This is a genomic window from Agrobacterium sp. Ap1 (assembly GCF_017313375.1).
Classification (GTDB): Bacteria; Pseudomonadota; Alphaproteobacteria; order Rhizobiales; family Rhizobiaceae; genus Neorhizobium; species Neorhizobium cellulosilyticum.
Genome location: NZ_JAFLMY010000017.1, coordinates 1 through 20847 on the forward strand (window position 1 = coordinate 1; position 20847 = coordinate 20847).

At 56.3% G+C, this 20847-nt stretch carries 23 protein-coding genes and 1 tRNA gene; 16 read left to right on the top strand and 8 right to left on the bottom strand.

The window, feature by feature from the left end; all coding sequences use genetic code 11:
- Positions 1–442, top strand: a 442-nt coding sequence (locus JZX87_RS23935) for a hypothetical protein (RefSeq protein WP_206828430.1), incomplete at its 5' end; no start/stop codon positions are given.
- A gap of 107 nt (positions 443–549) precedes the next feature.
- Here JZX87_RS23935 and JZX87_RS23940 read toward each other — a convergent pair.
- The gene (locus tag JZX87_RS23940) at positions 550–774 is read right to left on the bottom strand and encodes a hypothetical protein (RefSeq protein WP_206828432.1); all 225 of its coding nucleotides are present in this window, start codon (positions 772–774) and stop codon (positions 550–552) included.
- 407 nt (positions 775–1181) lie between these two features.
- Positions 1182–1784, bottom strand: a complete 603-nt coding sequence (locus JZX87_RS23945) for a hypothetical protein (RefSeq protein ID WP_206828433.1) — start codon at positions 1782–1784, stop codon at positions 1182–1184.
- 199 nt (positions 1785–1983) lie between these two features.
- Here JZX87_RS23945 and JZX87_RS23950 point away from each other — a divergent pair, with 199 nt between their 5' ends.
- Positions 1984–2568, top strand: coding sequence for a recombinase family protein (locus JZX87_RS23950; protein WP_206828434.1), 585 nt, complete (start codon positions 1984–1986; stop codon positions 2566–2568).
- Positions 2569–2762: 194 nt separating this feature from the next.
- Here JZX87_RS23950 and JZX87_RS23955 read toward each other — a convergent pair whose 3' ends face one another.
- Both JZX87_RS23955 and JZX87_RS23960 read right to left on the bottom strand, forming a co-directional pair.
- Positions 2763–3275: a hypothetical protein gene (locus JZX87_RS23955; RefSeq protein ID WP_206828435.1), complete on the bottom strand. Its 513-nt coding sequence runs from the start codon at positions 3273–3275 to the stop codon at positions 2763–2765.
- A 1038-nt stretch (positions 3276–4313) separates the two neighbouring features.
- Positions 4314–5333, bottom strand: a complete 1020-nt coding sequence (locus tag JZX87_RS23960) for a tyrosine-type recombinase/integrase (protein ID WP_206828436.1) — start codon at positions 5331–5333, stop codon at positions 4314–4316.
- Positions 5334–5513: 180 nt separating this feature from the next.
- Between JZX87_RS23960 and JZX87_RS23965 the strand changes: the two genes are divergently transcribed.
- Both JZX87_RS23965 and JZX87_RS23970 read left to right on the top strand, forming a co-directional pair.
- Complete coding sequence (locus JZX87_RS23965; RefSeq protein WP_286195024.1) at positions 5514–6797, top strand: PAN domain-containing protein; 1284 nt, start codon at positions 5514–5516, stop codon at positions 6795–6797.
- On the top strand, positions 6794–7564 hold the full coding sequence (locus tag JZX87_RS23970) for an LEM-3-like GIY-YIG domain-containing protein (RefSeq protein WP_206828437.1): 771 nt from the start codon (positions 6794–6796) through the stop codon (positions 7562–7564). Before JZX87_RS23965 ends, JZX87_RS23970 begins: the two co-directional genes overlap by 4 nt.
- Positions 7565–7645: 81 nt before the next feature.
- On the opposite strand, the gene JZX87_RS23975 is transcribed toward JZX87_RS23970, so the two are convergent.
- The 4 genes from JZX87_RS23975 to JZX87_RS23990 form a co-directional block, all read right to left on the bottom strand.
- Positions 7646–8146, bottom strand: coding sequence for a Pycsar system effector family protein (locus JZX87_RS23975; RefSeq protein ID WP_206828438.1), 501 nt, complete (start codon positions 8144–8146; stop codon positions 7646–7648).
- Complete coding sequence (locus JZX87_RS23980; RefSeq protein WP_206828439.1) at positions 8139–9302, bottom strand: hypothetical protein; 1164 nt, start codon at positions 9300–9302, stop codon at positions 8139–8141. The genes JZX87_RS23975 and JZX87_RS23980 overlap by 8 nt, the downstream gene beginning before the upstream one ends.
- A 10-nt stretch (positions 9303–9312) precedes the next feature.
- Positions 9313–9837 carry an ImmA/IrrE family metallo-endopeptidase gene (locus JZX87_RS23985; RefSeq protein WP_206828441.1) on the bottom strand — a complete coding sequence of 175 codons (525 nt, stop codon included), beginning with the start codon at positions 9835–9837 and terminating at the stop codon, positions 9313–9315.
- A 177-nt stretch (positions 9838–10014) separates the two neighbouring features.
- Positions 10015–10104: transfer RNA gene (locus tag JZX87_RS23990), tRNA-Ser, on the bottom strand.
- Positions 10105–10420: 316 nt separating this feature from the next.
- On the opposite strand from JZX87_RS23990, the gene rplU reads away from it, so the two are divergent.
- From rplU to JZX87_RS24050, 12 genes are all read left to right on the top strand, one after another.
- Positions 10421–10732: a 50S ribosomal protein L21 gene (gene rplU / locus JZX87_RS23995; RefSeq protein ID WP_183829552.1), complete on the top strand. Its 312-nt coding sequence runs from the start codon at positions 10421–10423 to the stop codon at positions 10730–10732.
- 29 nt (positions 10733–10761) lie between these two features.
- Positions 10762–11031, top strand: coding sequence for a 50S ribosomal protein L27 (gene rpmA, locus JZX87_RS24000; RefSeq protein WP_148143781.1), 270 nt, complete (start codon positions 10762–10764; stop codon positions 11029–11031).
- 129 nt (positions 11032–11160) lie between these two features.
- Entirely contained in the window at positions 11161–11808 is a 648-nt protein-coding gene (locus tag JZX87_RS24005) for a GNAT family N-acetyltransferase (RefSeq protein WP_206828443.1), read from the top strand.
- Positions 11805–12392 (top strand): GNAT family N-acetyltransferase, encoded by a 588-nt coding sequence (locus tag JZX87_RS24010; RefSeq protein ID WP_206828445.1) that lies wholly within the window; start codon positions 11805–11807, stop codon positions 12390–12392. Before JZX87_RS24005 ends, JZX87_RS24010 begins: the two co-directional genes overlap by 4 nt.
- A 287-nt stretch (positions 12393–12679) precedes the next feature.
- Positions 12680–13741 (top strand): GTPase ObgE, encoded by a 1062-nt coding sequence (gene obgE, locus JZX87_RS24015; RefSeq protein ID WP_183829543.1) that lies wholly within the window; start codon positions 12680–12682, stop codon positions 13739–13741.
- Positions 13738–14922 (top strand): glutamate 5-kinase, encoded by a 1185-nt coding sequence (gene proB, locus JZX87_RS24020; RefSeq protein ID WP_206828447.1) that lies wholly within the window; start codon positions 13738–13740, stop codon positions 14920–14922. The genes obgE and proB overlap by 4 nt, the downstream gene beginning before the upstream one ends.
- The gene (locus tag JZX87_RS24025) at positions 14912–16192 is read left to right on the top strand and encodes a glutamate-5-semialdehyde dehydrogenase (protein ID WP_206828448.1); all 1281 of its coding nucleotides are present in this window, start codon (positions 14912–14914) and stop codon (positions 16190–16192) included. Before proB ends, JZX87_RS24025 begins: the two co-directional genes overlap by 11 nt.
- Positions 16193–16242: 50 nt before the next feature.
- Entirely contained in the window at positions 16243–16839 is a 597-nt protein-coding gene (locus JZX87_RS24030; protein WP_206828516.1) for a nicotinate-nucleotide adenylyltransferase, read from the top strand.
- 191 nt (positions 16840–17030) lie between these two features.
- Entirely contained in the window at positions 17031–17420 is a 390-nt protein-coding gene (gene rsfS / locus JZX87_RS24035) for a ribosome silencing factor (protein WP_206828452.1), read from the top strand.
- 103 nt (positions 17421–17523) lie between these two features.
- Positions 17524–18006 carry a 23S rRNA (pseudouridine(1915)-N(3))-methyltransferase RlmH gene (gene rlmH, locus JZX87_RS24040; RefSeq protein WP_148143773.1) on the top strand — a complete coding sequence of 161 codons (483 nt, stop codon included), beginning with the start codon at positions 17524–17526 and terminating at the stop codon, positions 18004–18006.
- A gap of 87 nt (positions 18007–18093) precedes the next feature.
- On the top strand, positions 18094–19512 hold the full coding sequence (locus JZX87_RS24045) for a murein hydrolase activator EnvC family protein (protein ID WP_206828454.1): 1419 nt from the start codon (positions 18094–18096) through the stop codon (positions 19510–19512).
- Positions 19502–20833 carry a S41 family peptidase gene (locus JZX87_RS24050; RefSeq protein WP_148143771.1) on the top strand — a complete coding sequence of 444 codons (1332 nt, stop codon included), beginning with the start codon at positions 19502–19504 and terminating at the stop codon, positions 20831–20833. Before JZX87_RS24045 ends, JZX87_RS24050 begins: the two co-directional genes overlap by 11 nt.
- Positions 20834–20847 lie beyond the last annotated feature (14 nt).

Genomic DNA, 20847 nt, shown 5'->3' on the forward strand with positions numbered 1-20847 from the left:
GGAAGGGGGCGAGATCATCCCGGAATCACGGGGCGCAATCATCTCGGAACAAAGGGGCGGCTTCATCGGAATCAGCATTTCGATTGTCGGTGCTGCGATCTACACTCGACGCCTTGAGCGAGAGGAGCGCGAACGGCAATGGGAATTGCAGCGGAAGCAAGAGGCTGAAAGACAGCGGCTTAAACAGATCCAACACACTCGGTTCGAGATTCTGAAAGAGCAAGCCAGCCAGCACCGTGAAGCGGAGCTTTTGCGCGCATTTGTCGACAAAGTGAAGCTAAAGCTCAAAGCACTTCCATCGAATGATTGGTCTGACGTCAATGAATGGATTGCCTGGGCTGAAACCTCAATAGAGCAATTCGATCCCTTAAGCAGCGGTCTCCCGATTTTGATATCAGAAGAGGAAGCCGTGAGAGAAGCGTGGCACTATCGAGAGAGATAAGCTTATTTGACTCGAGGCTGCTCACTGGCTGGCGAGGTGACAAGAAACGTTGCTTTGCTGCTCTCGATGAGCCAAACGCGCCACCTATTCTCTATGCCAGCAAGGGGTCAGCGCTGCTTGGTCACGCGCACGATGAAAGCGGTCTTCACTCGCTTAATCTTCACGAAGTCTGCGATCTCATGCGCTTTTATCTGGTTTTCCCATGGACCGAGCCAAGAATTATCTCCGTTAGGCCAAATTGTGCGATTGAAATAGAGCGACTGCCCAAGTTTGAGCTCTTCGAACATGGTGAAGGCACCGGCGTTTTTGTAAAGGGCGTCGGCGTCGGACATCTTAATTTCCAAATATCAGGGGACAGACGGCTGCGGCAGTCGAGACATACTCTGCGAATCGCTTGTGCATGCTCTCATGGATATTGATCAGTGAAAGCATGCGATGAAGGCCGCGGGTCAGACAGCTTGCCTCTGCGATCGGCGAATTTGAAGCACCTCAATCACGACCCGGAGTTCTGGGACTTGGTGGAGAGTGTGCTTCCGAATTGATAGGCGCGCAAGGCTAGGCTCGACAAGAACGAGCATTTGCTGGGTGGGTAAAGATGGAGCTGTCAGTCCAATGAGCGCCATGCGTTCTTCGACTCGAGGATGGCCACTGGCTGGTTTGGCAGTCGCAAATGCTGCCTCGCTGCTATCGAGATAGCAAACTCGCCCGTGAGTCTCTCTGGCCGATCTAGGCCGATGCGTCAGGCAGCCTTATGTTGTTCGACAACCGCTCGCATTCGACCATACCATTGGTCCAGATCCTGTATTAGAAATTTCGCGGTGTCATAGTCGATGCCAGGTGCCGGCGTATCGAGGAAGAAGACTTCGCACATCGGCTCAATCGGGCTCGAGGCGTAGATTTTCAGCGACAAACGGCGCACCTTCTTCTCCTCTCGCTTTGATCCGGAAAGACCGCCAAGCAGCATACCCGCCGGTCCCAGTAGCACACCTCCCACTGCTGCACCGGTCACTTGGCTTCCCCGGTTGACCTTAAGCATCGACGTGTCGTCGCGTGCAACTTCCACCGCCAAAAGCTCTCTGAACTCGTAAACGATCGGTTCCTGAGTCATTCGTCGCAGCTTTAGCATGTCAGGCACAATCGCAACCTTCTGGCGCTGCGTATCAATCGCAACCGCATTTTTGCAGACCGGAGAGATATAAGTCGCCGACGCAGTGAAGTTTGGGATGGCGTTGATCTGGGAAATGAGGCCCTGTTGGTTTGACCCACTCCTGGCAACCACCAGCCATAGGACCACAAGGGTGCCGACAATGGTGAAGATGCTTATGAATGCAAAAGCGCTCATTTTCGTCTCGTGATGGCCGGACAAAAGGGAACCTTTATCCCATAGCTCGAACACGATTTCCGCCGCCGTCCTAACCCTCTGTTTCCCCACGAGTGACCAAGACGGCTCACAGACAATACCTAGCTGGACAAAAAGGTTCCTTTAAGTCAACGGGTTACCGGGTATTATGCGGTCGTGCATTGGTCGGATTGAGGTCGTCGTGAAGAAAATTGGATATGCCCGCGTCTCGACCAACGAACAACATCTGGATCTCCAGCTGAAAGCGTTAGAGGCAAGCGGCTGTCATGGCATATTCACCGACCAAGGCATCTCTGGCTCGACATTCGATCGACCGGGATTGGTTGAAGCCCTGGGTGCGGTTCAGGCCGGCGACATGCTTGTCGTTTGGCGCCTTGACAGACTTGGCCGATCGCTGATCGACCTTATCAACGCGATCAATGACCTTGGAACGCAGGGCGTCGAGTTCCGGTCGCTCAACGAGGCCATCGATACGTCCACCTCTGGTGGCCGCTTGACGTTCCATATCATGGCAGCGATGGCTGAATTCGAGCGTGCAATCATCAGCGAGCGCACAAAAGCAGGAATGTTGGCAGCGCGGGCTCGGGGAAGCTTCATCGGCCGGCCGCCTGCGCTCACGCCCGAGCAGATCATTGAAGCACGAGACGCCATGACAGTCGGCAAGGTTTCGCTCGACGATCTAGCCGAGAGATACAATGTGCATCCCCGCACGCTGGTGCGGGGATTGAACCAGGATAATTTACTGCCCCGCGATCCTGCACGATAGCTCGGCAGACAGTTACCGCCGAGTCGACCCAGCCTTCACCCGAACCCTCGGCTTCCGGAGCATGTGATCAAGCTCGCGAAAGTGCGGGAGAACCCGCCTTCCTTCAAGCTCACGTTGGCGGTATCTCTCAGCCATCGCACTGACCATTGCCCTCATGTCTGCGATAGTCATGTTGTCACCCATTAGAACATCCCTTACTCGATGCCATCAACGCATGCGGCGTGCGTTGCCGCGTCAGCGCAGATAAAATTCGACTGCGGCATGAGCTGCTTCCGCTTGCGTTCACGAGCTTTTCGCGCCGTTGCCTGAGCCTTGCGGTGCTTCGCCTTGTCTTCGTCAGACATTTCAGAGAGGTCAGTCCAAGACCGGACGGTGGTTTCATTGACGCCACGCTTGGTGCGCATCCGGTCGCGATGAAGCCTACGCTCACGGCTTTCATGAGTCTCCCCGAACTTCCAAGGTTCGTGGTTGTGAAAGTGGTAAGGCCTGACGCTATATCCGGCCGCCTCACGCTCTAAGCGATACTTCTTACGTGAAACAGCGGCGGAAGCAGCGGCTACCTTGCGATATCTCTCCTCCTGCATCGTCGTCTGCCAGGCTTCGATCGTCTTCGCCAGAGGAGTATTCCTCTGGAAACGCTCGTGCTGGATCTTTTCGCTGGCACAGCGCTTGGCCGGAGAATTCTGCGAGGTCTCATTTTCATTCATGGGTTAGTCCTTTCTACCGATAGCTTCGTTATAGACAGAACCTGAATGGAGCCGCACATTTCATGAGCGTCACGCTTTGTGACATTCCTTTCTATGTAAGTAATATCTTTAATAGTAATCATATATATAGGGAGAAACCGCACAAAACGTGACAGACACTCCGGCCAACAAAAGCCGTTGCCCCTATCCTGAAGCGTCTTCAGGCGTTGATTCGAAATATCGTCCGGCGCTGGAGATCTCTTTGCGTCGCAAGGTATAACCTCCGGCGCATCTCGGGAAGCGAGGTCTCGTCGTGATTAACTTCATCATTGCCTCGAGGCTGTGAAGAGCCAGACGGTTAAAGCTCAAGGGTGAGTGACTACGTCGATTTCGCGACATGGGAGGTTTGGTCGCCGGACTTCGGTGGCAGCAAAACCCATCCCCATCAAAGCCGTTGACGGTTTCTAGGACTTCGTGTCCCCAAAATTTGAAGCGACCCAAGAGGGTAATTGGACCAGCCGGCGCAGGAGGATTGCGGCACCCAGGAACGAATGAGCAATACGGAGTCGCCGAAATCGACAAGGTCCGTATGACGACAACAAGCTAAGAGCTGAGCTGATGGCAAAGACTAGGCAGACAGATCCAGCTCTCCACGGAACGGTTGAGCTAGTTGCTCTGGAGTGTGAGCGGGCCCTGAGCGCATCACCCAGGAAATGTTTTCAACGTTGCCGCACAAGGCTTCCCTGGTTGCACAAACGCAGGCAAAGATCAGCGTTATCACTGCTACCAAGGCCAAACATCGGACTACAGCGTCGCTATCTGATAGAACGCGGCCACGTCGATTATATTAGAATATCCTGAAGTTGACATGGCGGCAAAAACGCCCGAAATCAGCAAAAAGTGTCAACCAAACGTAAAGCTCTGTCAACTTAGCGACGCGAAATTGGCTAGTTCGCGCTGGAAGTCGGGCGTGAAGTTGACGTTTCAGCAGTTTTCTAGGTTCGAAAGTTGACACTTTTCAGCATCCATGCGTTGAAGTGTCAACTTTCGGCAGCGTCCCTATACGTGTGCGACGGATAGTTTCGGTCCCTCGAGGCGAGTTACGAGGTCATCTGCGGACAGGTGTGTGTAGCGCTTGAGCATCCTCAGCTCCTTATGACCGGAGATGCTGCTGACCTCGATCATATTCAGTCCACGTTCGAACAGGCGGCTGACACCCTCGTGGCGAAGATCGTGGAAACGGAGGTTCTTGATCCCAACGCGGACCAGAAGGCGGCGCCAGGTCTGCTCCAAAGCTCCTGGGCTCATTGGGAAAACGGTTGTCGCATTCACTTCTGCCTGCGCCTTCCAGGCTATCAGCGCGTCAAATGCTCGCTGCGAGAGCGGCACCTCTCTCCCAGATCCGTTCTTGGTCATCGTCAAAGTGATCACTCGGCGATTGTGCGAGATGTCTGTCCAATCCAATCCGAGAATCTCTCCACGGCGCATCCCGGTCTCGATCGCCACGATCACCAATGTCCGAAGAAAAGGGATTTTACCGGCATCACAGCCATCGAGCAGTCTCTGTTCCTCATCGCCCATCAGGCGTCGGCTGCGCTCATTTCGGACCACCGGACGGCGCACGAGTTTAACGACATTCTTCGCCAGGGGCATTCCCCAATCGCGCGTAGCCACCTCAAGCACGTGGCTGAGGATCGCCATTTCACGCACGGCGGTAGATGGAGCTACGGACTGCAGGCGCTCATCACGGAACGTCGCAACGTCTTGCTGGCTGAGCCCGATCAGCGTCCGGTGCGATAGATCGTGACGTCGAAGGACATCGATACGTTGGTCTTCTTGCACCGCGCCGCGCTTTTGAGGCGTAATCTCTTTCTGATAGCGTTCAAGGAGCTGCCCCAGCGTTGTGGTCTCAAGGATCTTCGTGTCTGGCGCCATGCCGAAGCGATCGACCTGGCTTTCGAGCTCTCGCGCCCACTTTTCCGCCTCGGCTTTGCTGTCGAAGCTCTTTGCCCGCGGCTTCATTCCACGGCGACGCACCTGTGCTTGCCAGCGTCCTCTAAGTTTTCTGATCGTTGCCATCTCAATCTCCGTTCGTAATCGAGATGATGCGTAGGATGCCCCGCAGAGGGGGCCAAGAGTAATTCCGGCACCTGAATGGCGAAGATTAACTCCAACCAAAATCAGCAGAAATGCGCTGCCGGGAGCCCTTGCACCCGAAATGCCGATGTAGTTTGATGGCCTCGGGGAAGGGGTTGTTTTATGCGTATTCTACTGCGAGCTGCATGCGCTGGCATTGCGCTATCGCTTATTTCGTTCGCTGGCGCGGCAGCCGGAACGAAAACGTTTGGGCCATTTACCGTCGACGATGCCAAGCCGGATGTCATTACGCTCAATGGCGAGATCGACGTCAACTCTGGCCTGGCCTTCCGTCGATCGCTTCAAGCGGCACCGAACGCAAAGCTTGTCACGCTCAACAGCCCAGGTGGCAACGTGCAGATGGGATTGCTCATCGCCGATGACATCCATCAACGGAAGCTGGCGACCTACATCCCAAAGGACAGCAAGTGCTTATCGGCCTGCGCCTTTGTTTTCCTTGCTGGCGATGAGCGGAAAGTCGATGGCTCACTCGGCGTGCATCAGATCTCGTCTGACTCACCCGATCTGGTAGGCGCACAACTCGCTATCTCGGATATCATTGAGGTGCTCAATCGGTTCGACACTCCGATGGACGTGATGCACATCATGTTCAAGACTCCGCCGGACGACATGCACGTATTCAGCCAAGAAGAGGTGGCACAATACAAACTCAATCGAACTGCTGCCTCAGCAGCGCCGCAAGTCGTCGCAAAAGATGCGTCCACGTCGAGTGCAGGCCTAGAGGCCAATGTTAAAGACGAGCCAGAGAAGACCGAAGCATCTCCAGACACAGCCGTCGCGTCGTTGATGCCCGAGCCGAACCAGCAGGCCAAACTGTCGCCCTTGGAAGAGTTCACGCGCCGCCCGAACCGTATAGCGATCTATACCGGCCTGGATCTCTTTGGTGACGACATTTCGTCGGTCCGCATGCCCGACGCAGCCGAGTGCGCGAAAAGCTGCCTAGCGATGGACGGACAATGCAAGGCATTCACGTTCAATGCCAATCCGAAGATCAAGCGTGGACCGAATTGCTTCCTGAAATCGAGCGCTGGTCGAGCCGATGGAAACAGCGTGGCGTTTTCCGGCCGCTTCCTCAGTGGTGCCGAGTCAGATCCGCCCGCTTTGACCCTGGGAACGATCGATCCCGCAACGGCTCTCTACGACGACATTGACCTGCCTGGCGGAGATCTTTCACGTCGGCCCGAACGAGCAGCGAAGACACCGTTAGATTGCCGGCTGGCCTGCATAGATGAGAAACTCTGTGTGGCGTTCACCTACATCAAGCCCAAGAAGGAATGCTGGCTGAAGGGAGCGGTCGGCACGCCTAGCTTCGATAAGGGCATGGTGTCTGGACTGAAGAAGCTCGAGACCTTTACTCCTGCCAAGATTATCAGCTTGAGCCAATGACCGAGAGATTCACAGAAGAGGTTTGCGAGCGGCTGGGGAATTACGTCTACCGCCTCATCGATCCGCGTAACGGCGAGACATTCTACGTCGGTAAAGGGCGAAATAACCGCGTTTTCGATCACGCGGCTGGCGTTGCGGACATTGCTGGGGACGACAGCCAGACACTCGGGTCAAAGCTCGATCGCATCCGGGCTATAATGAGCGCCGGTTTGGAAGTCCTGCACGTCATCCATCGTCACGAAATACCCGACTCTGCAGTGTTTGAGGTTGAAGCCGCACTGATCGACGCTTATCCGGGTCTCACCAATATTCAGGGCGGTCATGCCAGCAGCGATCGCGGGCCGATGAACCACGTCGAAATTCTGGATAAATATAGCCTGCCGGAGTTTCCTCAGAAGCCCGAGCACAAGTTGGTCCTGATCAACATCAACAAGTTGGATGACCGGTTCGATCGCCGAGCCATATACAATCTCGTTCGTTACTGTTGGCGCATTTCGAAGTCCCGCGCCGAGCATGCTCAATATGCGCTTGCCGTTGTGCGAGGCGTTGTGGTGGGCGCGTTCGAGCCACAGCGCTGGATGGCTGCGACGAGCGAGAACTTTCCAGACATTCCATATGCGGACGGGTCGGAGGCTCGTAGGCTGGGCTTTGTTGGGCGGGACGCACCGGCCGATATATGGGACCTCTACGTCGGGGCGAGAGGAAAGAGGATAGTCACGCCTGACCTCAAGCACATCCAAAATCCAATCCGGTTCTGGAATTGTTAAAGAGGATTATCGCCTAATTTCCCGACCAACCATGACTGCCCCAAAGCAACTGCTAATTTTCCAATGGCATGGAAGACGGCGTTATCGCAACGTCATCCAACCATATATCATCACCACAAAAAGAAATGAGATAACTGAAAGAAGGGATGCGACAGCAAGACGCCTATACTTCGTCGCACATACCTTACTCATGGCGAATTGAGCCCTCAAGCGCGCTCGGAAAATGTCCTCATCTGAAGACTTTTCGACAGTCGTGAGGAATTCATGAAAATTTTCAAAATTATCAACATGAGCAAAATAGACTATACCTGTCTCATGAGTAAATAGCGACCTTGGCCTAATAGCATCAAACACGAATCCGCATGATGCGACCAGAGAAAAACAGGAAAATACCGCAATAAGCTGAAAAATTGTCAATTCAGGAGAAACAATAATAGACCTCAACTCTACATTGCCAATCATCCAAATTATTATTGCCGAATTCGCCGCAAACAACCAAGATCCTTTGGTATCCGCCTGCTGAATGTATTGCCTCAAATAGGCGTCATGGAAATTTGGATAATTCTTCTTAGCATCATCCATTTTCTATTTTTTCTTCTTTCTGACTATTATCGCTTAACACTTTACTTATCGACTCGCGCAAGACTTCAACTTTATCTTGATCGCCGTCCTGCCCGTCAACTACTGACCCCAGACTCTGATTCTCCAGATCTCTTCGCTCAGACTCTTTAATCCAGTAATTTCGCAAGCGCTCTATCTTTTCGCTATGTGATGGCGGAACCGATGAGAAATACGGCTCGGCGTTTCCTGCGATATATGGAATAATTGCATTACTCGCGTGCGTCCGGAAAAATTCCTCGCAAAACATCTTTATATCATCAGTATTGCGCGGCGTTACCTCCAGAAGGCTGTCTTCGAGCTTGTCTAGGCTTGAGTCCACGGCCATATCGATCCAAAAAACCGGGTAGGCTTTTCCTCCCAAGACGCCCTTAAGTGGAACGCGCCCATGATAATGAAGAACGACGTTTACTTCGTCCGCCCCGGCTGGCCGAGCCCTCAAGGCGTGGACGATCATTAATGCTAGGTCGACCGACATAATAAATCGGCGGGGAGAACTGAGCGCGCAAAGTCTGAACCCAGTATCGACAGATGGACCTATAAAATCTTTGGTAAGATTTGGATCCTTAGGATTACGATGATAACGATGCAATAGATCGAGGTTAACATAGAGAGGGTCATCGTCATCGCGAACCTCTCCAGAAGCTACAGTTTTACTGAAAACGACCTCAGTATTAGTTATAGGAAACCCTGCTATCCAAGCGGTGCATTTAAGATCTAGAGATGGATACTGACGCTGGAGCTGCTCGCGGTATTCTTCCACGGTTTTTTTCCAACACAGCACGCATGCGGCGGCTTCCCTATGATCCGTTAGAATCTTAACATAAAGCAGCTCATCGCCCGCACTTTTCCATAGCTCCGGAGCAGCGCCGGTAGGCCAGCTTATTCGCTTAGCGAGTCCGTCGACATACGACTGCCACTCGCGAGCAAACAATCTCTCAATTTCTCTGTAGAATTGAGCAATAGGTGAGAACCAGGGCTCACCTACAATTGCTTCTTTCGAGTCTTCAGATTTAAAGGCGCGTTGGTTCGCCTGCTTGAAAGCAGTTGATCCAACGAGGTCGACACTGAGAAACAGCCTCAGAACTGAGGTGAGAGGGCCATCATATGAAGACGACAAGGCGTATCACTCACTTTAACCCGAGAGTTTCCGCCCGGATGCGAGCTGCGTCGGTTGAAACACCGAAACGATCGGCAAGCTCGCCTATTACGCCCTTCAACTCGACCCAAGCAGACTTGTAAGCACCCGCCGGCATCAAGAAGCCCGCTGCAAACCAGTTTGCTTCCCATTCGACGCGGCCAGAACCGTATCTCCTAGCCTCGACCGGCCCTACATCTTTGCCATTATGACGTGGCCATAGGTAATGAAGCACATAATGACCTAATTCGTGCGCAATAGTAAATCGATCGCGCTCTGCACCAGTATGAGAGGCGATCGCTATGGTAAAAGACCCATCATTTTCGATCATGATGGATCCGGAGGTCTCGTCTGCAACATCCCAGACATTGTTGACGACAATTCGACCGCCGAGCTGTTTTACAATCGGAGACAAGTCAGCGCCGGGCTCGTAACCAACCTGGCGAGCAACATCAGCCGCCATCGCATCAACGGCGCCTTTAGTTAACCCACATTCGACCGGCGGGCTGTAGCTCATTGTTGCATGCCTCACTTTTTCTATCTCAAGGTGAGTCTAAACTGATTTGCGGAATCCGGCAATTGACATAGTGCCTCAATTGTGGAAGCGCCAGAGTCGAAAAGAACAAAATAGCATTCTTCAGACAATCCATCAGGAGGTGAATCGCTGTATTACATTGAAAGTATATGGAAATTATGGCGGAGAGGGTGGGATTCGAACCCACGATACGGTTGCCCGTATGCCGCATTTCGAGTGCGGTGCTTTCGACCACTCAGCCACCTCTCCGCTTTGCTGGTCGGCGCAATGTGCGCGGGCTGTCTCATAGCGGCGAAAAATCAGGCTGGCAAGGGGCGAAATGCAAGTCTTCATATCCTTTTACCTTGACAGTTTTTTGTCGCTCGCGTAAGCCCGCCTGCGTTCAGGTGTGGAAATGCGTCCGCGTCTGACGATCGCGAGAGATCCTGGTGGTTTTCGCGCGATTTCACCGGCAGATCGGTTTTGGAAAGATATCTCTTTCCTGACCTCCTGCTAAAGACCGACTGATAAAAAGACGGCCCTTCTCATCGAGAAGAGAGCCGGAACGAACATGAAAGGATATAAAATGTTCGCAGTCATCAAGACCGGCGGTAAGCAGTACCGCGTGGCCGCCAACGACGTGCTGACCATCGAAAAGCTGGAAGCCGAAGCTGGTGCAGTAATCGAATTCAACGAAGTCCTGGTCGTCGGCGTTGGCGCCGATGCCAAGATCGGCGCACCCTTTGTTTCGGGCGCGACGGTCAAGGCCGAAGTTGTCGAGCATAACCGTGGCAAGAAGGTCATTTCCTTCAAGAAGCGTCGCCGTCAGAATTCCAAGCGTATTCGCGGTCATCGCCAGCATCACACGGTCGTCCGTATCACCGACATTCTCGGCTAATCAGGTTTCGAAGGTAAAGGAGAACTCCCATGGCACATAAAAAAGCTGGCGGTTCGTCGCGTAACGGTCGCGATTCTCAGTCCAAGCGCCTTGGCGTGAAGAAGTTCGGTGGCGAAGTCGTCATTCCGGGCAACATTATCGTGCGTCAGCGCGGTACGCAGTGGCATCCGGGCGCCAATGTTGGCCTCGGCAAGGACCATACGATTTTTGCACTCACCGCAGGCAACGTGAATTTCCGTACGAAGGCTAACGGCCGCGTATACGTGTCCGTAATGCCGAAAGCGGAAGCCGCAGAATAAAGCCGGCAAGCGTTATGCAACCGGCGTCTCATCGACCCGGTTGAACGTTCAAGGTTCAGTCAAAGAAAAGGGAAGATGGGGCGCTACCCCAGCTTCCCTTTTTCTTTTTACCCCAGAGGAGACTGAACCATGCAAGTCGAATTGTTGAGGGCGAGCCAATCCCGGCCGCCGGAAGAACGGCTGCGGCCGGACAGGTCCGAGGATCGGTCGAGAAGCGAGTGCCCCGTCTTACTGTCGCCGAGACTGGTTCTCCGCGCACCCCACAAAGAAGATATCGACGCACTTGCCCATCTCGCCAACAATGCCGCCATCGCAACGATGGTGTCGCGCATGCCGCATCCCTATACGGCGACAGACGCAGCCGATTTCGTGCGACGCACGAATGCTGGCGAGATTGGCAAATGCGTCTATGCCATTACCCGAGGAAATGACGGCGCCTTCCTGGGATGCTGCGCACTGGAGCCGCAGGCAGACGAACGCACGCTCGAAATCGGCTATTGGCTCGGCGAGCCCTATTGGAACGACGGTTATGGCACGGAAGCTGCCCATGCGCTGATCGACATGGCCTTCCGCACCAGAAGCGAGATCGACCAGATCGATGCACGCTGCCGGGTTACCAATATTCCATCCAAGCGGGTGATCCAGAAGTGCGGATTCCAGTTTCAGGGATCCGGCATGATCGATTGCCTTGCGGAGGGCGCCATGGTGCCTGTCGAGTGGTTCCGTCTGGATCGCAAGACCTGGATATCGTTGAGAAGCTGGGGAGAGCTGAGATGAACGCCGCAATCGTCGAAAGATCTGTCGAAGTTCGGCTGGCACCGGGTCCGTGCCCGATCATCCAGTCCCGCCGGTTGACCCTGCGTCCTCACCGGATCGGCGATGCGGATGCGATCGCGGCATCGCTTGCCGATTTCAAGGTTGCCCGCATGCTTTCTCGCGTGCCGCAGCCTTATCATCGAGATGATGCGATCGATTGGCTGGTGCGCCAGACCTCCGGGCTGATGCCGGATTGGAGCCTTGCAGTCACCACGGGCGATGACGTCCATATCGGCGTCGTCGGCATGGAATTGCGCAGAGACGGCTGGCACCTGGGATATTGGTTGAACCGGTATTACTGGGATCAGGGCTACATGACAGAAGCTACCGGCGCCGTGCTGGAACGTTTCTTCCGGCGCATGCCGGACGCCGTGGTGCATTCCGGTGCCTTTGCCGACAACCTCGCTTCGCTTAATGTGCAGCGAAAGCTCGGTTTCAGGATTGTCGATGCGGGAGAGGTTTTCTCGACTGCGCGCAACCGCATGGCGCCGCATATCGAGACGATGCTGGAGGCCGGCGATCTGGTGCGGCCTCAGGCCTGCTAAAAATGCTGATGGCAGTTGGTGTCTGCCGGTGGCCATCAACATGTCTCAAGCGATACGGGATTGATCCTTCCAGGGAGATCCGCTGGCGGTCTCGAAAACCCTGATCGGGGCGTGCGGTATCCGTTCCATGCCGCAGACCCGTTCGTGCTGGAGCAGCATTACAGCTTATGGCTGACGAACTTCATGATAATCTTTGACCTTAAAGGCAACGAACGGTATCGAAACGCTAAAGAAGGCGTCCAGAAATCCCTGATGACGTTGCGTAACACAAGACTGACGGCAGCAAGATGAAATTTCTCGACGAAGCAAAAGTCTATATTCGCTCCGGTGACGGTGGCGCGGGTGCAGTCTCGTTCCGGCGGGAAAAGTTTGTCGAGTTCGGCGGGCCGGATGGTGGCGATGGCGGACGCGGCGGCGACGTCTGGGTCGAGGCGGTAAACGGTCTCAACACGCTGATCGATTTCCGCTTCCAGCAGCATTTCAAGGGCAAGATCGGTACCCATGGCATGGGCCGTAACCGCACCGGCGCCAATGGTGAAAGCGTGACGTTGAAAGTGCCTGTCGGCACGCAGATCTTCGAGGAAGACAATGAAACCTTGATCATGGACATGATCAAGGAAGGCCAGAAGTTCCGCCTGGCCAAGGGCGGCAATGGTGGTTTCGGCAATACCCATTTCAAGAGCCCCACCAACCAGGCGCCGAACTGGGCCAATCCAGGTCTTGAAGGCGAGGAAAAGACGGTCTGGCTGCGGCTGAAGCTGATTGCCGATGCCGGTCTCGTGGGGCTTCCCAATGCCGGCAAGTCGACCTTCCTTGCTTCGGTTACCCGCGCTCGACCTAAGATCGCCAATTATCCGTTTACGACCCTCCACCCCAATCTGGGCGTTGCGGCGATCGACGGGCGCGAATTTGTGCTTGCCGATATTCCGGGCCTGATCGAAGGGGCGCATGAAGGGATCGGCCTCGGCGACCGCTTCCTCGGCCATGTTGAGCGCACCCGCGTGCTGCTTCATCTCGTCTCTTCGATGGAAGAAAAGGTCGGCCAGTCCTACAAGACGGTCAAGGCGGAACTTGAGGCCTATGGTGGCGGCCTGACAGACAAGCAGGAAATCGTCGCACTGTCGCAGATCGATATCCTGGATGAAAAGGAACTGAAGAAGAAGGCGAAGGAACTGGAGAAGGCCTGCGGCCAGACGCCGTTCCTGATTTCGGCTGCGACGGGCAAGGGCATGACGGAAGTCCTGCGTGCCCTTCGTGACGTCATTCTCGAAGCCAGCGAAGGTGACGAAACGACCCTGCCGGACAAATCCGCACCGGTGCAGGACTATGACGAGGATGGGGAGCTATGACCGGCGGCAGTACCAATAGCCGCAAGGCGCTTTCCAGCTATCGCCGGGTCGTCATCAAGATCGGCTCGGCGCTGCTCGTCGACCGCAAGACCGGGCTGAAATCCGCGTGGCTCGATTCGATCTGCGCCGATATCGCGGCGTTGAAGGCGGCGGGTGTCGATGTGCTCGTCGTATCTTCGGGCGCAATCGCCCTGGGTCGCACCGTTCTCGACTTTTCCGCTGGTGCTCTGAAGCTCGAAGAAAGCCAGGCGGCGGCTGCTGTCGGTCAGATTGCGCTTGCCCGCGCCTGGTCGGAAAGCCTGTCGCGTGATGCGATCGTCGCCGGCCAGATCCTGCTGACTTTGGGCGATACGGAAGAGCGCCGCCGTTATCTGAATGCCCGCGCAACCATCAAGCAGTTGCTGAAGATCGGCGCTGTGCCGATCATCAACGAAAACGATACCGTCGCGACATCGGAAATCCGCTATGGCGACAATGACAGGCTGGCTGCGCGTGTCGCGACGATGACGGGGGCCGATCTCTTGGTGCTTCTGTCGGATATCGACGGGCTTTACACCGCTCCTCCGCATCTCGATCCCGAGGCTAAGTTCCTCGACACGATCGCGGCGATTACGCCTGAAATCGAGGCGATGGCTGGCGGTGCCGCATCCGAACTGTCGCGCGGCGGTATGCGCACCAAGATCGATGCCGGCAAGATCGCGACCGGCGCCGGCTGTGCGATGATCATTGCATCGGGCAAGACGGACCATCCCCTGCAGGCGATCGAGCAAGGCACGCGCTCCTCATGGTTTGCACCGTCCGAGGCGCCGGTGACTGCGCGCAAGACCTGGATTGCCGGGCAATTGCAGCCCGCGGGCGAACTGCATGTCGATAATGGTGCGGAAAAGGCGCTTGGTCTGGGTAAAAGCCTGCTCCCTGCAGGCGTTCGCCGGATCGCAGGTCATTTCCACCGCGGCGATACGGTTGCCATCATCGGTACCGATGGGCTTGAGATTGCCCGCGGTCTGGTCAGTTACGATGCCGATGAGGCGCGTCAGATCACAGGGCGGAAATCTGCCGAGATCGAAGCGATATTGGGTTATGCCGGCCGCGCCGCCATGGTTCATCGCGGCGACCTAGTGATGACGGGTGGGCTTCGGTCGAAGACAGGCCGCAAGGAGGAGGTTATCCATGCTGGATAAGGTTTCGACGGTCGATATCGACAAGCTCATGGCCGAGATCGGCCGCAATGCCAAGGCGGCTGCGCGTCAGCTCGCGATTGCGTCAACGCAGGCGAAGAACACGGCGCTGCATGCCATGGCGGATGCGATCGTCGCGGCCATGCCCAGGATTCTTGCGGCAAATGCCGAAGACCTGAAGAAGGTGGAAGGCAAGGACCTGCTGCCATCCTTCATCGATCGCCTGACATTGACGGAAAGGGGTATTTCAGGAATGGCGCAGGCGTTGCGCGAGATCGCCGAATTCAAGGATCCGGTCGGAGAGGTGATTGCCGCCTGGGATCGTCCGAACGGATTGAATATCGAGCGGGTTCGTACGCCGCTCGGCGTCATCGGCGTGATTTATGAAAGCCGTCCTAATGTGACGGCTGACGCCGGCGCATTGTGCCTGAAGGCCGGCAATGCGGTGATCCTGCGCGGCGGTTCGGATTCGGCGCAATCATCGCAGGCTATCCATGATTGCCTTGTTGCTGGCCTGAAGGCTGCCGGTCTTCCGGAGCATGCGATCCAGATCGTGCCGACGACCGATCGTGCGGCTGTCGGCGCCATGCTGTCCGGTCTCGATGGTGCAATAGACGTTATCGTCCCGCGCGGCGGCAAGAGCCTTGTCGCCCGTGTGCAGAACGAGGCGCGCGTGCCGGTCTTTGCCCATCTCGAAGGCCTCTGCCATATCTATGTCGATGCCTCTGCCGATCTCGATATGGCGAAGAAGATCGTCGTGAATGCAAAGATGCGGCGCACGGGCGTCTGCGGTGCAGCCGAAACGCTGCTGGTCGACAAAGCCGTTGCCGGCACGCATTTGATGCCGCTTCTGCAAGCACTGAAAGACGCCGGCTGCGAGATTCGCGGATCGGCAGACGTTTTGCTTGCCTGCCCGACGACAGTGGCGGCCACGGAAGAAGACTGGCGCACCGAGTATCTGGATGCGGTGATTTCGGTCGCGGTCGTTGACGGCATCGATGGCGCGATCCGGCACATCAACACCTACTCTTCCAGTCACACGGAAGCGGTAATTGCCGAAGACCCAGCCGTTGTGTCGCGTTTCTTCAACGAGATCGATTCCGCCATCCTGTTGCACAATGCGTCCACGCAGTTTGCCGATGGCGGCGAATTCGGCATGGGTGGCGAGATCGGCATTTCGACCGGCAAGATGCATGCGCGCGGCCCGGTCGGCGTCGAGCAGCTGACCTCGTTCAAATACCGTGTGCATGGCACCGGCCAGATCCGTCCATAGAGCTTCGGCCCGACGTGGAAGAAGAGAAGATCGATCGCCAATATCTTACCATGCCGCATATCGAGCGCGGCATGGCCGTCGGGCTTTTCGGCGGTTCGTTCAATCCGCCGCATGAAGGCCATCTGCTGGTCGCCGAAATTGCGCTGCGCCGTGTCGGTCTCGATCAGCTCTGGTGGATGGTGACGCCGGGAAATCCGCTGAAAAGTCGCAGCGAGCTTGCGCCTCTCAGCGAGCGAATTTCGCTCAGCGAGCATCTTGCCCGTGATCCGCGCATCAAGGTCACCGCGTTCGAAAAGACACTCGGCGGCTCCTACACGGCCGATACGCTTGCCCATGTGAAAGCCAAAAATCCCCAAGCCCATTTTGTCTGGATCATGGGGGCCGACAGCCTGCAGTCCTTCCATCTGTGGCAGAAATGGCGCGAGATCGTCTCGATGTTCCCGATCGCGGTCGTTGATCGGCCGGGTGCGACCCTGTCATTCCTGTCGTCGAAAATGGCCCGCACATTCGACTACGCGCGCGTGGATGAGGATGATATCGGTACGCTCTGGAAGCGGCAGGCGCCTGCCTGGACCTTCATTCATGGCCCCAGATCGACGCTGAGTTCGACCGCGCTCAGGGCGAATGGCCGCAAGAACTCACCATGAACCTGAAGGAGCGTCTAAACATGACGGTTTCGCGTCATGCGTTCACTTCTGATGGTTCTCCCTTGAAAGATTAACCATTCGGTGCCAACTTCATCAAAGCGGCCGACCTTGATCGGATTCGCTGGAAGTGCTTGTTGCTGTTACTTGGTAAGAAAGGACAAACCCTGACAACAGTACACGCCAAGGGAAAGATGGTTTCCATCCTCCCGCAGAGTTCCGAACGTGGCGCCGATGCCGCAGCTCGTGCTCTCGAACTGATCCTCAACAGCCTTGAGGATTCCAAAGCAGAAGATATCGTCACCATCAATATTGCCGGAAATTCGGCGCTGGGCGACTACATGGTTGTGGTCACCGGGCGATCGAGCCGCCATGTCATGGCGATCTGCGACCATCTTGTCACCGACCTGAAGGACGAGGGGCTTGGATCCCCGCGTGTAGAAGGTCAGGAAAGCGGTGACTGGGTGCTGATCGACACGGGTGATGTGATCGTTCACGTGTTCCGTCCCGAAATCCGCGAGTTCTACAACATCGAAAAGATGTGGGCGGCTCCGGAGATCGAAGAGGGACCGCTGCTGCATTGAGCGGTTTGGGCTTGGCCTGAACCGTCGAAAGCCGTTAAAGCAAGACTGGCGTCAAGCGCCGGTGCAGCACTCTTCGGCTGTTCGACTTTAGACGGATCAGGACATGCGTATTACCCTTTTTGCCGTGGGACGGCTCAAGGCCGGCCCGGAGAAGGACCTTGCGTCCCGCTATCTCGACCGTTTCGCCAAGGCCGGCCCCGCCGTCGGCCTGGAGCTGGCGAAGCTGGTGGAGGTACAGGAAAGTCGCGCGTCCAATGCCGATACCCGCAAGCGCGAGGAAGCCGGCGTCCTGGAAAAGGCCTTGCCCGAGGGCGCCATCCTCGTTTTGTTGGACGAACGCGGCAAGACGCTCGACAGCCAGGCTTTTTCGGATGCGATCGGCCGTTATCGCGACAATGGAAAGCGTGACATGATGCTGGCTATCGGCGGGGCAGACGGTCTCGATCCGGAGCTTCGCGCCAAGGCTGATCTCGTACTCAATCTGGGAACGATGACCTGGCCGCATCAGCTGGTCCGCATTCTCATTGCAGAACAGCTATACAGGGCCGTGACCATTCTTTCCGGCCATCCCTATCACCGCGTTTAACCTTTCGTTCAGGCGCAAACACGATGTTGTTTGTGGCGGGCCTAAGCAAATCAGCCTAGCTTTCGCATTCTATCACTCGGAGCGGACATGGACGCCAGTCGGAAAAGACCTGCCAGATATGGATCAGGCTTGGCCAGCACGCTGGCCGTTGCCGGTCTTCTGCTGGCTGTTCCGCAGGTCTTGTCTGCGCAGGATGCGGTTTCGCCAAGTGACAGCACGGTGATTGCGGCTACTGTCGAAGCCGCCGGGCCGACAGCCGAATTGCAGCAGAAGCAGGAAGAGACGCGCAAGGAGCTCGAGGCGCTCGGCAAGACGATGCAGCTGTCGGGAGACAAGATCGCCGATATCGAGAAAAGCATTGCGCAGACCAACAAGGATAGCGCCGATATCCGCCAGGCCCTGATCGATTCTGCGAAGAAGCGGCAGGATCTGGAGCGTAAGATCCAGGAAAGCGAAAAGAAGATCGCTGCCCTAGGCGTCCAGGAAGACGGAATTCGCGCATCGCTTCGCAGTCGCCGGGGTGTTCTTGCGGAAGTGCTCGGCGCGCTTGAGCGCATGGGACGCAACCCGCCGCCGGCATTGCTGGTGAAGCCGGAGGATGCGCTTGCTTCCGTGCGCAGCGCCATTCTTCTCGGTGCCGTCGTGCCGGGCATGCGTGCGGAGGCCGAACGCCTCGTTGCCGATCTGAAAGCCCTGAGCGAGACGCGCAGTGCTGCAGCCAGTGAAAAGCAGGCCGTGTCGGACACGATTGCCGCGAGCCTTGAAGAAGACAAGCGGATGGATCTTCTTCTGGCTGAAAACGAAAAATTGAACGGCCGGAATACGGCGGAACTCGAGGCAGAGCGGCGGCGCTCGGAGGAACTTGCAGGCCGGGCGACATCGCTCGAAGGGCTTATCTCTGCGCTGGAGAGTGAAATATCCTCGGTGCGGGAGGCGATGGAAGCCGCCCGGGCGGAAGAGGAGCGCCAGAAGCGTCTCACGCAGGCCGAGCGCGAGAAGGCGAGAGAGCTTGCCGAAAACGGTGTGCCCGACAAAAACCGCATTGCGCCAGCATATGCGTTTTCAAGCCTGAGGCAGAAGCTGGCCTTTCCGGTGGCAGGCGATGTCGTACGTTGGTTCGGCGATCCCGACGGGACAGGACATACGGCGCGCGGCATCACCATCGCATCCAATGCCGGGGCCATCGTGACTGCGCCGGCGGATGGTTCGATCGTATTTGCCGGAGCGTTCAGAAGTTACGGCCAAACGATCATTCTTAATGTCGGTGACGGGTATTACGTGGTCTTCACTGGCATGAAGGATGTGAACGTCCGTCAGGGAAGCTTTGTCTTCAGCGGTGAGCCGATCGCCGTGATGGGTGAGAAAAGAGTGGCGAGTGCAACTGCGTTGGCGCTGGAAACGGATCGCCCAACGCTTTACATTGAATTTAGAAACGGCAACACCACGGTTGATTCCAAGCCATGGTGGTCAGCCAAGGAAACTGGAAGGGCGCGAAATGATTCGTAGGGCTTCGCTTGTCATCGTCGGTGCACTCATGGGTGCGACAGCGATGAGTGTCATCTATTCGGCCGGCGTGCCGGCCCAGGCAGCCGGAGCGTCGACCTATAAGGAACTTTCGATTTTCGGTGACGTCTTCGAACGTGTCCGTGCTCAATATGTGACGGCGCCGGATGAAGAGAAGCTGGTCGAAAACGCGATCAACGGCATGCTGACCTCGCTCGATCCGCATTCGAGCTTCATGAATGCCAAGGACGCCGAAGACATGCGGACCCAGACCCGCGGCGAATTCGGCGGTCTCGGCATCGAAGTGACGATGGAAAATGAGTTGGTCAAGGTCATTGCGCCGATCGACGACACGCCCGCTTCCAAGGCCGGCATTCTTGCCGGTGACTTCATCTCCGAAATCGATGGCCAGTCTATCCGTGGCTTGAAGCTTGAGGATGCCGTCGAGAAGATGCGCGGTGCGGTTAATACGCCGATCAAACTCACTGTCATCCGTCAGGGCGCCGACAAGCCGCTCGACATCACCGTGGTTCGCGACGTTATCGCCGTGCGTGCGGTCAAGTCCCGCGTGGAAGGCGGGGATGTCGGTTATGTTCGCGTCATTTCCTTCACCGAAAAGACATATGATGATCTCGAAAAGGCAATCCTGAAGATCAAGGCCGATGTTCCGGCCGACAAGCTGAAGGGTTACGTTCTCGACCTGCGTCTCAACCCGGGCGGTCTTCTGGATCAGGCGATCAATGTATCGGACGCCTTCCTGGAGCGTGGCGAAGTTGTTTCCACCCGCGGCCGCAATGCCGACGAAACCCGCCGCTTCAACGCCGGTCCGGGCGACCTGACCGATGGCAAGCCGGTCATCGTTCTGATCAACGGCGGTTCGGCTTCGGCTTCGGAAATCGTTGCCGGAGCACTTCAGGACCTCAAGCGCGCAACCGTTGTCGGTACCCGTTCCTTCGGTAAGGGTTCCGTCCAGACGATCATTCCGCTTGGTGATGCCGGTGCATTGCGCCTGACGACTGCGCTCTATTACACGCCGTCCGGCAAGTCGATCCAGGGTACGGGTATCAACCCGGACATCAAGGTCGAGCAGCCGCTGCCGCCGGAACTGCAGGGCAAGCTGAAGGCAGAGGGTGAATCCAGCCTCAAGGGTCATATCCAGGGCAATGCCGAAACGGAAGAAGGTTCCGGTTCCGCAGCTTATGTGCCGCCGGAAGCCAAGGATGACATCCAGCTCAACTACGCCATGGATCTTCTCCACGGCACAAAGACCGATCCCAGCTTCCCGGCAAGCCCGGACAAGGCTGCAGCTGCGGTCAAGAACTAAGAAAAGTGCCGGGG